The sequence below is a fragment of the Streptomyces albireticuli genome, from assembly GCF_021228125.1.
In the GTDB taxonomy this organism is placed as follows: domain Bacteria; phylum Actinomycetota; class Actinomycetes; order Streptomycetales; family Streptomycetaceae; genus Streptomyces; species Streptomyces albireticuli.
Map to the genome: position 1 here is coordinate 306,410 of NZ_JAJQQS010000003.1, position 13,483 is coordinate 319,892.

Below are 13,483 nucleotides of genomic sequence, written 5' to 3' on the forward strand. Positions count from 1 at the left end.
AAGCCGGGCGGGTCCGGTCCGCGGCCCGCCCGGCGCTTACGGCGCCGTGTCCCCCTGGGCGTCCTCCTGGGCCTGGGCGTCCCCCTGGGCGTCCTCCCGAGCGCTTCCCCGCGCGTCCCCCTGCGCGTACAGCTCCCGCAGCTCCCGTTTCAGGGACCGCTGGAACGCCGTCACCAGCGCCTGCACCACCAACGGCTGCATGTGCGCCGACAGCGACTTCATCGACGCGACGTCCGGCGTGTCCACCTCCTCGTGGAAGAGCCGGGTCAGCGACCGGGCCGTGGACCGGGCGTGCTCCAGCAGGACCGCGCGGGCCGCGAGGATCGTGTCCGGCGCGATCGGCACGTCCAGCAGCCGCAGCCCCAGATACAGCAGCCCCGGGTCGACCAGGAAGGCGTCGGCGTCCTCGGGGTCGCGCTCCAGGACGGCCATCGCGGTGAGCCGGTCGAGGTCCTCCTCGCCCAGGGCGCGCCCGGCCCGCCGCTCCAGCTGCGCGCGGGTCGCCGGCTCCGGCCGGTCGGGCATCCAGGAGGCCACCAGGGCGCGGTGGATGGCCAGGTCGCCGGGGCTCAGCCCGTCCGGGAGGTGCCGGAGATAGCGCTCGATGGCGGCGAGGGTCAGCCCCTGGTGCTGGAGCTCCTCGATGAGGGCGAGCCGGGAGAGGTGATCGGCGCCGTAGCGGCCTACCCGGCGCGGACCGATCTCGGGCGGCGGCAGCAGCCCCCGGGTGCTGTAGAAGCGCACCGTGCGGACGGTCACCCCGGCGCGGGCGGCCAGTTCGTCGACGGTCAGGGTCGGTCCCTCGGTCTCCGTGGCCATCGGCGATGCCTCGCTCTCTGTTCCGCGCCCTTCGGGTTCCACAGTATTGCTGTACCACTATCGCTGTACCACCACCGCTGTGAAACCTTTCGCGGGGTTCCGCGGGCCGGTCGCACGGCCCACGGGACGCGGTTGTCAGTGCCCGGTGGGAGGCTGGCCCCACAAGGACCCGTGAAGGGAGAGCGCCATGATCACCACGGATTTCGTCCCCGGTTCCCCGTGCTGGCTGGACCTCGGTTCCCGTGACATCCCGGCCACCGCGGCCTTCTACGGCGCGGTGTTCGGCTGGGAGTACAAGTCGTTCGGCGAGGAGGGCGGCGGCTACGGCCTCTTCAGGCTGGACGGCAAGACGGTCGCCGGCCTCGGCCCGCTGAACGAGGAGGGTGCCCGGCCGGCCTGGACGCTCTATTTCCGCACCACCGACGCGCAGGCCGCGGCCAAGGCCGTGGAGCGGGCGGGCGGCGCCGTCCGGGTCGCCCCGACCGACGCCGGCGAGTACGGCTCGATGGCCCAGCTCACCGACCCCCAGGGCGGGCAGTTCGCCGTCTGGCAGCCGGGGGAGACCGGGGGCGGCGTGGAGCTCGCCGACGCGCCGGGCTCCCTGTGCTGGACCGAGCTCTACACCACCGACGCCGCCGGCGCGAAGGCGTTCTACGGCGGCCTGTTCGGCTGGACGGCGTCGGACGTGCCGCTGCCGGGCGACGGGGGCACGTACTCCATCCTCACCCCGGCGGGCCAGGGCGAGGAGCGGATGCACGGCGGGCTGATGGAGCTCCCGTCGGAGCACCTCTCGCTGAACGGCGGCAGGCCCTACTGGCACCCGGTGTTCGCGACGGCGGACTGCGACGCCACGGCCGCGAAGGTCACGGCCAACGGCGGCACCCTCCAGATGGGTCCGGAGGACGCGGAGGGCGTGGGCCGGCTGGCCGTCTGTGTCGACCCGGCGGGCGCCGACTTCGTGGTGCTCACACCGGCCGAGGAGGCCAAGGGCTGAACCCGGGGCCCGCCGCCGGGCTTCCCGGGACTCCCCGGGGAAGTCGAAGGGCCCGGCGCACCGCGTCACGCGGTGCGCCGGGCCCCTCGGATCGGCGTGGGTCGGCAGGACCGGTCAGGCGATCCCGGTCAGAGCCGGGAACAGGGCCGGATCAGGGCCTGATCAGGACCGGACCGGTTCCGGGTCAGTGCCGGTGGGCGGCCTGCGCCTCCTGGATCTTCTTCCAGGACTTGGGCTGCGGGGTGGCCGCGAACGACTTCGCGGTCTTGGCGGGCTTGCCCGCCTTGCCGCCGGGGGCGGGCAGGCTGCCGGGCTTCGACGGGGTGAACAGCCAGGTGTCGAAGAGCGGGGCGAGCTTCTTGCCGGAGACCTTCTCGGCGTACTTCACGAAGTCCTGCACGGAGGCGTTGCCGAATTTGTTCTCGGTCGGCCACTGCTTGAGGATGGTGAAGAACGTCTTGTCGCCGACGGTGTTGCGCAGCGCCTGGAGCGCGACGGCGCCGCGGTTGTAGACGGCGCGGTCGAACTGCTTGTCGGCGCCCGGGTCGCCCGGCTTCACGGTCCAGAAGGCGTTGTCGGCCGGGACCGAGTCGTAGACGTACTGGGCGAGCTCCTGTGCGGTGCCCTCGCCCTCCTTCTCCGACCACAGCCACTGCGCGTAGGTCGCGAAGCCCTCGTTGACCCAGATGTCGCGCCAGTTCTTCACCGACACGCTGTCACCGAACCACTGGTGCGCCAGCTCGTGCACGACCAGTGAGGTGTTCGCGCCGTTGGCGAAGCCCGAGGGGCTGTAGAACGGGCGGGTCTGGGTCTCCAGCGCGTAGCCCGTCTTGACGTTGGGCACATAGCCGCCCAGCGCGTTGAAGGGGTACGGGCCGAAGACCGTGCTGCCCCAGTCGACGATCTCGGCGGAGCGCTCGATGCTGGCCTTGGCGGACGCGGCGTTGTCGCCCAGGTCCTTGCTGTAGGCGTTGACCACCGGGAGGCCGTTGGCGGTGGTGTCCGTGGTGATGTCGAACTTGCCGACCGCCAGCGTGGTCAGATAGCTGGCCTGCGGCTTGGTGGAGCGCCAGTTGTAGCGCGTCCAGCCGAGCTTCGAGGACTGCGAGGCCAGGACGCCGTTGCTGATGGCCTGGACGTCGTCCGGCACCGAGACCGAGACGTCGTAGGTGGCCTTGTCGGTCGGGTGGTCGTTGCTCGGGAACCACCAGTACGCCGACTCGGGCTCCTGCGCCACGACAGCGCCGTCCGGCGTGCGGTTCCAGGCGGTGAAGCCGTCGATCTTCACCTGGGACGGGGTGCCGCTGTAGCGGACCACCACGCTGATCTGCTTGCCCTTCTCCAGCGGGGAGGACGGAGTGATCTCCAGCTCGTGGGCCCCGGTGGTGGCGTACGCCGCCTTCTTGCCGTTGATCAGCACCTCGCTCACATCGAGCGCGAAGTCGAGGTTGAAGCGGGACAGCTTCTGCGTGGTGGTGGCCAGCAGGGTCGCCGTGCCCTCCAGCTTGTCCGTCTTCGGCTGGTACTTCAGGCGAAGGTCGTAGTGGGAGACGTCGTAGCCGCCGTTCCCCGCGGTCGGGTAGTACGAGTCCCCGACACCCGGGGCCCCGGGCGTGGCGTCGGCCGCCGACGCAGGGATCGCCAGCAGCAGGCAGGCCGCGGCCGCGCTAGGAACGATGAGTCTGTGTCGCACGAGTCACTCCAACTCGTAGAGGAGAACGATCACTCGAAGCCTATGTACGCATCCCGGAGAGGGGAATGTCCATGGTGCATCCCGACATGTGACCGACATGTGCCTGTCATCACGTGGGGCTCGGGCCGCCACGAGGGGCCTCTCCCGCCCCCTTCTGCCCGGTAGTTGGGCCGCGCTACCGTCCGGCCGTGCGTAGACACCCGCGGGACACCCGCATACCCTGGATCCCCCTCGTCGCGGCGGTGCTGGCCGCCCTGACGGCCGTCCTGCTGCCTCCGGTGGCGGGCCCGGCGACCGCCGCGACCGCGCAAAGCGGCTCGAACGGCATGAGTAGACCCGTCTATTCGTACGACCGGGCCGTCCGTGAATCCGTCTGGGTCGACACCGGGGTCGACGGTGACGGCGACGGCCGCGCCGACCGCGTCGCCGTCGACATCGTCCGCCCCCGCGAGGCCGCCGAACAGGGCCGCCGTGTGCCGGTCATCATGGACGCCAGCCCCTACTACTCCTGCTGCGGGCGGGGCAACGAGGGGCAGAAGAAGACCTACGACGCGCAGGGCGCCCCCGTACAGTTCCCCCTGTTCTACGACAACTACTTCGTACCGCGCGGTTACGCGGTCGTCCTCGTCGACCTTGCCGGAACGAACCGTTCCGACGGCTGTGTCGACATCGGCGGCCGCTCCGATGTCCAGTCCGCGAAGTCCGTCGTCGACTGGCTCAACGGCCGTGCCCGCGGCTACCGCACCCGAACCGGCCAGGACACCACCGAGGCGTCCTGGACCACCGGGGCCGTCGGCATGATCGGCAAGAGCTACGACGGCACCGTCGCCAACGGCGTCGCCGCCACCGGGGTCGAGGGCCTGAAGACCATCGTCCCGATCGGCGCGATCAGTTCCTGGTACGACTACTACTTCGCCAAGGGCGCCGCCCTCTACGACGGAGGCCCCGACGGCCTCGCCACCCGGGTCGAGAGCTCCGAGGCGCTGGCTCGCTGCAAGGCCGTCAAGCGCGCGCTGGCCGAAGGGGCGCCGCGCAACGGCGACCGGACGCCGCAGTGGGACGCCCGCGACTACGTCCCCGACGCCGGGAACGTCCGCGCCAGCGTCTTCGTCGTGCACGGCACGCAGGACCTCAACGTCCGCACCAAGCACTTCGGCCAGTGGTGGGACGCGCTCGCCGAGGAGGGCGTCGAGCGGAAGATCTGGCTCTCCCAGACCGGCCACGTCGACCCCTTCGACTTCCGCCGCGAGGCCTGGGTCCCCACCCTGCACCGCTGGTTCGACCACTACCTCCTCGGCTACGACAACGGCGTGGACCGCGAACCGATGGCGGACATCGAGCGCGCCCCCGACCAGTGGTCCACCGACCGCGTCTGGCCGCCCAGCGGCACCCGGGCCACCGCCCTGCGGCCCGCCGAGGGCCCCGTGACCGGCGTCGGCACCCTCGGCCTCGCACCCGCGCCGCGCGGCGCCACGGCCGAGTTCACCGACGACCCCAAGCTGAACGAGCACGACTGGGCCACCCACGTCGACGAGGCGACCCCGGGCAAGGCCGGCTTCGTCACCCCGCCGCTCACCCGTGACCTGCGGCTCTCCGGCTCCTCGCGCGTCGACCTGACCGTCACCCCTTCCACCGCCTCCGCCCACCTCTCCGCCGTCCTCGTCGACCTCGGCCCCGCCACCATCCGCGACTACGCGGCACGCGGCGAGGGCATCCTCACCCTCGACGAGCGCAGCTGCTGGGGCAGCGGCACCCCGCAGGACACCGGCTGCTTCAAGCGCACCGAGGCCGACAAGGAACAGGTCGGCCACACCGTCTTCAGCCGCGGCTGGGCCGACCTCGGCCACTACGCCGACCCCGCCCCCGGGCGCCCCCTCACCCCCGGCAAGCCCTACAAGATCACCCTCGACCTCGCCGCCACCGACCACGTCGTCCCCGCCGGCCACCGGCTCGCCCTGATCGTCGCCGGCACGGACGCGGGCCTCATCGAGCCCGCCTCCACCACCCCGCGCCTCAAGGTGGACCTGCGCGGCACCACCGCCCGGCTGCCCCTCGTCGGCGGCTACGCCGCCTTCGCCCGCGCCACCGCGGGCGGCCACCCGGCCACGGAACGGCCCACGGCCCCCACCGGCACACCGCTGCCCGGCATCCGGCCCCCGGCCTCCCTCGACCACCTCCCCGCCCGCTGACACCCTCGCCACCCCTCGGTGGCCCCGCCCGGCCCGGGCGGGGCCACCGCACGGAAAAAGCGGTACGGAGCCGTCCGCGCCAGCGGCTAAAGTCGAGGGGATATGAGCACCACTCTCGTCGCCAAGGACCTCGCCGCAGGGCACGGTGACCGCACCCTCTTCGCCGGCCTCGACCTCGTCGTCGCCCCCGGCGACGTCATCGGCCTGGTCGGCGCCAACGGCGCCGGCAAGTCCACCCTGCTGCGGCTGCTGGCCGGCCTGGACACCCCCGAGGAGGGCACGCTCAGGCTCAGCCCGCCCACGGCGAACGTCGGCCACCTGCCGCAGGAGCCCGAGCGCCGCCCCGGTGAGACGGTCCGCGCCTTCCTCGCCCGCCGCACCGGCGTCGCCGAGGCCCAGGCCGCGCTCGACGCCGCCACCCAGGCCCTCGTCGACGGCGCCCCGGGCGCCGACGACGCGTACGCCCTCGGACTCGACCGCTGGCTCGCCCTCGGCGGCGCCGACCTCGACGAGCGCGCCGAGGAGGTCACCGCCTCCCTGGGCCTCGACGTCGACCTCGACCGGCACATGACCAGCCTCTCCGGCGGCCAGGCCGCCCGCGCCGGCCTCGCGTCCCTGCTCCTCAGCCGCTACGACGTCTTCCTGCTCGACGAGCCCACCAACGACCTCGACCTGGACGGCCTCGCCCGCCTGGAGAGCTTCGTCACCGGCCTGCGCGCCGGCACGGTCCTGGTCAGCCACGACCGCGAGTTCCTCACCCGCACCGTCGACAAGGTCCTCGAACTCGACCTCGCCCAGCAGCAGATCACCCTCTACGGCGGCGGCTACGACGCCTATCTGGAGGAGCGCGAGACCGCCCGCCGGCACGCCCGCGAGGAGTACGAGCAGTACGCCGACACCCGCGCCGCCCTGGAGGCCCGCGCGAACGTCCAGCGGAACTGGATGGAGAAGGGCGTCCGCAACGCCCGCCGCAAGTCCACCGACAACGACAAGATCGGCCGCAAGCTGCGCGCCGAGTCGACCGAGAAGCAGGCGGCCAAGGCCCGGCAGACGGAGCGGCTCATCGAGCGGCTGGACGTCGTCGAGGAGCCCCGCAAGGAGTGGGAGCTGCGCATGGAGATCGCCGCCGCCCCGCGCTCCGGGGCGGTCGTCGCCACCCTGCGCGGTGCGGAGGCACGCCGCGGCGCCTTCTCCTTCGGGCCCGTCGACCTCCAGATCGACTGGGCGGACCGGGTCGCCATCACCGGCGCCAACGGCTCCGGGAAGTCCACGCTGCTCGCCGCCCTCCTCGGCCGGCTGCCGCTGGACGCGGGCGCCGCTTCCCTGGGCCCCGGCGTCGTCGTCGGCGAGGTCGACCAGGCGCGCGGCCTGTTCCTCGGCACGGACACCCTGCTCGACGCCTTCGGTGCGGCCGTCCCCGAGATGGAGCCCGCGGACGTCCGCACCCTGCTCGCCAAGTTCGGCCTGAAGGCGGCACACGTGCTGCGCCGGGCCGAGACCCTCTCGCCGGGCGAGCGCACGCGCGCGGCCCTGGCCCTCCTCCAGGCCCGGGGCGTCAACCTCCTCGTCCTGGACGAGCCCACGAACCATCTCGACCTGCCGGCGATCGAGCAGCTGGAGTCGGCGCTGGACTCGTACAACGGGACGTTGCTGCTGGTGACGCACGACCGCCGGATGCTGGACGCTGTCGCTGTGACGAGGCGCCTCGAGGTGCGTGAGGGCCGTGTGACGGAGCGCTGAGCTTCCCCACCCCGCCCCTTCCCGAGTTGTCCTCAAGCGCCGGACGGGCTGAAATCAGCCCGCCCGGCGCTTGAGGACCGGGGTCCGGGGCGGAGCCCCGGGAAACGGTGAAAGGGCGGGGCCGGGGCTCACTTCCCCAGCAGGCCGGCCCGCCGCAACGCGTCCGCCATCGCGTCGTTCGCCGGAGCCGCCGACTCACGGGCTCCCGTGGCGCGGCCTCCCGACTCGCGCCGCGGCCTCGGCGCACCACCCCGCCGCTGACCCCCGCGGTCTCCACGGTCCGGACGGTCCCCGCGCTCCGCGCGGTCCCGCGGCGACCCGCCGGCCGGCGCCCCGTCGTCCAGCCGGAGCGTCAGCGAGATCCGCTTGCGCGGGATGTCGACCTCCATCACCTTCACCCGCACGATGTCCCCCGGCTTCACCACGTCCCGGGGGTCCTTCACGAACGTCTTCGACATCGCCGAGACGTGCACGAGCCCGTCCTGGTGCACACCCACGTCGACGAAGGCGCCGAACGCGGCGACATTGGTGACGACGCCCTCCAGGATCATCCCGGGCGTCAGGTCGCCGATCTTCTCCACGCCGTCCTTGAACGTCGCCGTCCGGAACGCCGGGCGCGGGTCGCGGCCCGGCTTCTCCAGCTCGCGCAGGATGTCGGTGACGGTCGGCAGGCCGAAGGAGTCGTCGACGAAGGTCTCCGGGCGCAGCGACCGGAGCACGGCGGTGTTGCCGATGAGCGCGGCCACCTCCCCACCCGTCGACTTCACCATCGCCCGCACCACGGGATACGCCTCGGGGTGGACGCTGGACGCGTCCAGCGGGTCGTCGCCGCCACGGATGCGGAGGAAGCCCGCGCACTGCTCGTACGCCTTCGGGCCGAGCCGGGCGACGTCCTTAAGCGCGCGGCGGGACCGGAAGGGCCCGTGGGAGTCGCGGTGGGCGACGATGTTCTCGGCGAGGCCGGAGCTGATGCCCGAGACCCGCGAGAGCAGGGGCGCGGACGCGGTGTTGACGTCGACGCCCACGCCGTTGACGCAGTCCTCCACGACCGCGTCCAGGGAGCGGGAGAGCTTCACCTCGGCCAGGTCGTGCTGGTACTGGCCGACGCCGATCGACTTGGGGTCGATCTTCACCAGCTCGGCGAGCGGGTCCTGGAGCCGGCGCGCGATGGAGACCGCGCCCCGCAGCGAGACGTCCAGGCCGGGCAGCTCCTGAGAGGCGAACGCGGAGGCGGAGTAGACCGAGGCGCCGGCCTCGGAGACCATCACCTTGGTGAGCTTCAGCTCCGGGTGACGGGCGATCAGGTCCGTCGCGAGCTTGTCCGTCTCGCGGGAGGCCGTGCCGTTGCCGATCGCGATCAGCTCGACACCGTGCTCACGGGCCAGCCGGGCCAGGGTGGCCAGCGAGGCGTCCCACTTGTTCTGCGGGACGTGCGGGTAGATCGTCTCGGTGGCGGACACCTTGCCGGTGGCGTCGACCACGGCGACCTTCACGCCCGTACGGAAGCCGGGGTCGAGGCCCATCGTGGCGCGCGTCCCGGCCGGGGCGGCGAGCAGCAGGTCACGGAGGTTCGCGGCGAAGACCCGCACCGCCTCGTCCTCGGCGGCCTGCCGCAGCCGCAGCCGGAGGTCGATGCCGAGGTGGACGAGGATCCGGGTGCGCCAGGCCCAGCGCACGGTGTCGCCCAGCCACTTGTCCGCCGGGCGGCCGCGGTCCGCGATGCCGAAGCGGCGGGCGACCGCCAGCTCGTACGAGCTCGGGCCGGCCGCCGCGCCGTCGGCCGGGGGCTCCTCGGGCTCCAGAGTGAGGTCGAGGACCTCCTCCTTCTCACCGCGGAGCATGGCCAGCACCCGGTGCGAGGGCAGCTCGGTGAAGGGCTCGGCGAAGTCGAAGTAGTCGGCGAACTTCGCGCCGGCCTCCTCCTTGCCCTCCCGCACCTTCGCCGCCACCCGGCCGCGCGTCCACATGCGCTCGCGCAGCTCGCCGATCAGGTCGGCGTCCTCGCCGAACCGCTCGGTGAGGACGGCACGCGCCCCCTCCAGCGCCGCGGCGGCGTCCGCCACGCCCTTGTCCGGGTCGACGAAGGCCGCCGCGGCGGCCGCCGGCTCCACACCGGGGTCGCGCAGCAGGCCGTCCGCGAGCGGCTCCAGGCCGGCCTCGCGGGCGATCTGCGCCTTGGTGCGCCGCTTGGGCTTGAAGGGCAGGTAGATGTCCTCCAGGCGGGCCTTGGAGTCGGCGGCGAGGATCCGCGCCTCCAGCGCCTCGTCCAGCTTGCCCTGGGAGCGCACCGACTCCAGGACCGCCGTCCGGCGGTCCTCCAGCTCCCGCAGATAGCGCAGCCGCTCCTCGAGCGTGCGCAGCTGCGCGTCGTCGAGCATCTCGGTCGCTTCCTTGCGGTAACGCGCGATGAAGGGCACCGTCGACCCGCTGTCGAGCAGGTCGACCGCCGCCTTCACCTGCCGCTCCCGCACGCCGAGCTCCTCGGCGATCCTGCCTTCGATCGACGCCCCAGATGCCGTCACGATCACGCTCCGCTTTCTCTTCGAGCCGCGGTCTGCATTGTGGCAGGTGCCGCCGACAGCGCGGCCCGCCACCCGCGGGGCGCCGCTCAGCCCTTGCCGACCAGGTCCGCCGGGAAGGCGCCGGCGGCGAACGCCGCGGTCGCGAACGCCTCGGCCAGCTCCGTGAGCCGGGCCACGCCCGCCGCGCCCAGGTGCTCGTACGGTGCCGTGTCCATGCGGTCCGTCTCGTTCTCCAGCTCCTTGCGCAGCCCGAGCCCCTCCTCCGTCAGCTCCCCGTCGGCGGCCAGCAACCCCCGCCCGCGCAGCCGCTCCTGTCCGGCGGTCAGCTCCTCCTCGGTCCAGCCGCGCGTGGCGAGCATCCACTTCGTGCTCATGCCGTGGCCGCTGGCCTGGTGGGTGAGGAGCGACTCCACGGGGTCCAGCCCGGCCCGCAGCAGCGCCGCCAGATGCCCGTCGCCGCGGTGCTCGCGCAGCAGGGTGGCGGCGTGCCAGAAGGCGAGGTGCGGCGCCTTCGGGACGGGCAGGGCGGCGTGGGCGGCGTAGAGCGGGCGGGCGGCGGGGGAGCACGCCTCGGCGGCGCGCAGGGCCAGCTCCGCGGCCTCCGCCATGCCCGCCGAGGCCACGGTGTCGTCACCGAGCAGCCGGCGCAGGGTGCCGTCGACCGCGCGCAGCCGGGCCGCCAGGACCGTCTCCGGCGCGGCGGTGTCCCAGACGGCCGGGACGTGCCGGGCGACCAGGGAGGGCGCGAAACCGTAGAACGTCGCGGTGACCGCGCCCGCGCCCACCGGGCCGAACGCGGCGGCCCGTGACCCGAAATAGGCGCTGCCCCGCTCCGTCACACCGATCGCGGCCATCTCCGCGGTGAGGTCGGGGGAGAAGTACACGGTGGAGTGCAGGGGGTTGAGGAAGCTGTGACAGCGACGGCCGGCGCGCGGCGGGAGAGTGGTCATGACCGCACGCTACCGACTGGTTGGTATGGCGGGAAGGGGGGAGACGTCGTGGCAGGAAAGGTGGGGTATCCGTCATTGCGGCTGTTGCGGGGGCACGGTCAGGATGGTCCCATGACGACCTGCCGTACCGTGCTGATCGTCCTCTTCGAGGGCGTCCAGAGCCTCGATGTCACCGGCCCGCTCGAAGTGTTCGACACACCTCGGGTGGTGACCGGCGAGCCGGCGTACGAGGTGCGCACCGCGACGCTCGACGGCGGGCCGGTCCGCACCAGCAGCGGCCTGACGCTGACGCCCGACCTCGCGCTCACCGCCGCCGAGACCCCGCACACCCTGCTCGTCCCCGGCGGCGAGGGCGTCCACGACCTGGAACCCGGCCTCTTCGCGTGGCTCCGCGAGCGGGGGCCGGAGGCCGAGCGGCTGGTCTCCGTGTGCACCGGGGCGTTCGTGCTCGCCGAGGCGGGGCTGCTCGACGGCCGCCGCGTCACCACCCACTGGGCCTTCTGCGACACGCTGGCCGACCGGCACCCGGCCGTGAAGGTGGAGCCCGACCCCATCTACGTACGCGACGGCAAGGTCGCCACCTCGGCGGGCGTCACGGCGGGCATCGACCTCGCGCTCGCCCTCGTCGAGGAGGACCTGGGCCGGGATCTCGCCCTCGCCGTCGCCCGCGGCCTCGTCGTATTCCTGCGCAGGCCCGGCAACCAGGCCCAGTTCAGCGCCCAGCTCGCCGCCCAGAGCGCGCACCGAAGACCGCTCCGGGACGTCCAGCAGTGGATCGCCGAGCACCCCGACGGAGACCTGTCCGTGGAGTCCCTCGCGGCCCGCGCGAACCTCTCGCCCCGGCACTTCGCCCGCGCCTTCCGCAGCGAGGTCGGCATGACGCCCGGCCGCTACGTCGACCGGATCCGCCTGGAGGCCGCGCGCCGGCTCCTGGAGGACACCACCGACGGCGTCGAGGAGGTCTCCCGCACCTGCGGCTACGGCACGCCGGAAGCCATGCGCCGGGCGTTCATCCGGGCGCTGGGCACCGCGCCCGCGGAGTACCGGCGGCGCTTCCGGCCCCTGACGCTCCTCACGGCCTGACGCCGGAGCGCCGGGAACCGCCCCTGATCTTTCCGACCTGACCTGATCCCATCCGACCGAAGGGCACACCGTGCAGATCGCCTTCCTGCTCTATCCGGGATTCACCGCCCTCGACGCCATCGGGCCGTTCGACACGCTCAGCCGCCTGCCCGGCGCCGAGACCGTCCTGGTGGCCGAGCGCCCCGGCCCCGTACGCAACGAGTCCGACACCCTCGGCCTCGTCGCCGAGGCCGCGCTGACCGAGGTCACCAGGCCCGACATCGTCGTCGTGCCCGGCGGGGCCGACACCAGCGGTGTGGCGAAGCCCGGCGCGGTCCAGGAGTGGCTGCGCGCGGTCGACGCGACGTCGACCTGGACGACGTCGGTGTGCACCGGCTCCCTGATCCTCGGCGCCGCCGGGCTGCTCAAGGGCCGCCGCGCCACCTCGCACTGGCTGGCCCTGGAGACGCTGGCCTCCTTCGGGGCCGAGCCGACGGGGGAGCGCGTGGTCATCGACGGCAAGTACGTCACCGCCGCCGGCGTCTCCTCCGGCATCGACATGGGGCTGACGCTCCTGGGCCGCATCGCGGGCGACCGCACGGCACAGAGCGTGCAGCTGCTCATCGAGTACGACCCGCAGCCGCCGTACGACGCCGGCTCGCCGGAGAAGGCCCCGGCCGACATCGTCGCCGAATGGCGCGCCACGATGTGATCCCCGAACCCGCGGTGGCCCGGTACGGGGGTCCGGACCACCGCGCCCGTGGCGCCTCCCGGGACATAAAATGGACATGTCTCCCGGGAGGCGTCATGGCATTCCTACAGCTGATCGACTGCAAGACCCGTAGATACGACGATATGGACTGGCTCATGGACCGGTGGCTGGAGCTGACCGAGGGCAGGCGCACCGCCACCCACTCGGTCGTCGGCCGGGACCGCGCCCGGAGCGACCATTACGTGGAGATCGTGGAATTCCCGTCCTACGAGGACGCGATGCGGAACTCCGGTCTGCCGGAGACCAACCGCGTCTTCGAGGAGATGGTGGCGCTCTGCGACGGCATGCCGACCTTCACCGACCTCGATGTGGTCCGGGACGAACAGCTCGACAAGAGGACGGTCCGCCGGTTCTTCGACGACATCGCCGTCCGCGGCGACCTCGCCCTCGTCGACGAGCTGTTCACCAGCGACTACCGCGACCACGACATCGCGAAGACGCAGGACACCACCGTCGGTTCCGACGTCGTCAAGGAGGACGTCGCCGGCTGGCGGGCGGCGTTCGACTTCGAGTTCACCCTCCACGACCAGGTGGCCGAGGGCGACAGGGTCGCCACGCGCTGGACCTGGCGCGGCACCCACCACGGCGCGTTCATGGGCCTCGACGCCACGGGGCGGGTGGGGGAGATGGAGGGCGTGACCGTCTTCGCGTTCCGCGGCGGGAGGATCTGCGAGGGGTGGTGGACGTACGACCTGCTGAGCCTGCTGCGCGCGCTGGACATCGTGCGGCTCTGAGCCGGACG

Annotated in this window: 10 protein-coding genes; 6 read left to right on the forward strand and 4 right to left on the reverse strand. The window is 72.9% G+C overall.

The annotated features are described in order from the left end of the window. Window positions 1-36: 36 nt before the first annotated feature. Window positions 37-819 (reverse strand): MerR family transcriptional regulator, encoded by a 783-nt coding sequence (locus LUZ64_RS06115; protein WP_095579461.1) that lies wholly within the window; start codon window positions 817-819, stop codon window positions 37-39. Window positions 820-1,006: 187 nt separating this feature from the next. Here LUZ64_RS06115 and LUZ64_RS06120 point away from each other — a divergent pair, with 187 nt between their 5' ends. Next, a complete protein-coding gene (locus LUZ64_RS06120) occupies window positions 1,007-1,813 on the forward strand; it encodes a VOC family protein (protein ID WP_095579460.1) in 807 nt (268 codons plus the stop codon). Window positions 1,814-1,997: 184 nt separating this feature from the next. On the opposite strand, the gene LUZ64_RS06125 is transcribed toward LUZ64_RS06120, so the two are convergent. After that, window positions 1,998-3,506 (reverse strand): M1 family metallopeptidase, encoded by a 1,509-nt coding sequence (locus LUZ64_RS06125; protein WP_095579459.1) that lies wholly within the window; start codon window positions 3,504-3,506, stop codon window positions 1,998-2,000. A 188-nt stretch (window positions 3,507-3,694) separates the two neighbouring features. Between LUZ64_RS06125 and LUZ64_RS06130 the strand changes: the two genes are divergently transcribed. Then, a complete protein-coding gene (locus tag LUZ64_RS06130) occupies window positions 3,695-5,695 on the forward strand; it encodes a Xaa-Pro dipeptidyl-peptidase (RefSeq protein WP_308251404.1) in 2,001 nt (666 codons plus the stop codon). Between the two features lie 102 nt (window positions 5,696-5,797). After that, window positions 5,798-7,435: an ABC-F family ATP-binding cassette domain-containing protein gene (locus tag LUZ64_RS06135; protein WP_095578412.1), complete on the forward strand. Its 1,638-nt coding sequence runs from the start codon at window positions 5,798-5,800 to the stop codon at window positions 7,433-7,435. Window positions 7,436-7,563: 128 nt separating this feature from the next. Here LUZ64_RS06135 and LUZ64_RS06140 read toward each other — a convergent pair whose 3' ends face one another. Both LUZ64_RS06140 and LUZ64_RS06145 read right to left on the reverse strand, forming a co-directional pair. Continuing rightward, a complete protein-coding gene (locus LUZ64_RS06140) occupies window positions 7,564-9,957 on the reverse strand; it encodes a Tex family protein (protein ID WP_095578413.1) in 2,394 nt (797 codons plus the stop codon). 86 nt (window positions 9,958-10,043) lie between these two features. Beyond that, window positions 10,044-10,907: an SCO6745 family protein gene (locus LUZ64_RS06145; RefSeq protein WP_095578411.1), complete on the reverse strand. Its 864-nt coding sequence runs from the start codon at window positions 10,905-10,907 to the stop codon at window positions 10,044-10,046. A 111-nt stretch (window positions 10,908-11,018) separates the two neighbouring features. Here LUZ64_RS06145 and LUZ64_RS06150 point away from each other — a divergent pair, with 111 nt between their 5' ends. The 3 genes from LUZ64_RS06150 to LUZ64_RS06160 all read left to right on the forward strand — a co-directional run bounded on the left by LUZ64_RS06150 (window position 11,019) and on the right by LUZ64_RS06160 (window position 13,475). Next, a complete protein-coding gene (locus LUZ64_RS06150; RefSeq protein ID WP_095578410.1) occupies window positions 11,019-11,990 on the forward strand; it encodes a GlxA family transcriptional regulator in 972 nt (323 codons plus the stop codon). Window positions 11,991-12,060: 70 nt separating this feature from the next. Continuing rightward, complete coding sequence (locus tag LUZ64_RS06155) at window positions 12,061-12,681, forward strand: DJ-1/PfpI family protein (RefSeq protein WP_095578409.1); 621 nt, start codon at window positions 12,061-12,063, stop codon at window positions 12,679-12,681. A gap of 95 nt (window positions 12,682-12,776) precedes the next feature. Beyond that, entirely contained in the window at window positions 12,777-13,475 is a 699-nt protein-coding gene (locus LUZ64_RS06160; RefSeq protein ID WP_095578408.1) for an ester cyclase, read from the forward strand. Window positions 13,476-13,483: the final 8 nt, after the last annotated feature.

What these genes read in the sequence shown, in the direction of transcription:
- LUZ64_RS06160 (WP_095578408.1), top strand. Translation starts at nt 12,777, where the DNA reads ATGGCATTCCTACAGCTGATCGACTGCAAGACCCGTAGATACGACGAT.
- LUZ64_RS06150 (WP_095578410.1), top strand. Translation starts at nt 11,019, where the DNA reads ATGACGACCTGCCGTACCGTGCTGATCGTCCTCTTCGAGGGCGTCCAG.
- LUZ64_RS06135 (WP_095578412.1), top strand. Translation starts at nt 5,798, where the DNA reads ATGAGCACCACTCTCGTCGCCAAGGACCTCGCCGCAGGGCACGGTGAC.
- LUZ64_RS06145 (WP_095578411.1), bottom strand. Translation starts at nt 10,907, where the DNA reads ATGACCACTCTCCCGCCGCGCGCCGGCCGTCGCTGTCACAGCTTCCTC.
- LUZ64_RS06115 (WP_095579461.1), bottom strand. Translation starts at nt 819, where the DNA reads ATGGCCACGGAGACCGAGGGACCGACCCTGACCGTCGACGAACTGGCC.
- LUZ64_RS06120 (WP_095579460.1), top strand. Translation starts at nt 1,007, where the DNA reads ATGATCACCACGGATTTCGTCCCCGGTTCCCCGTGCTGGCTGGACCTC.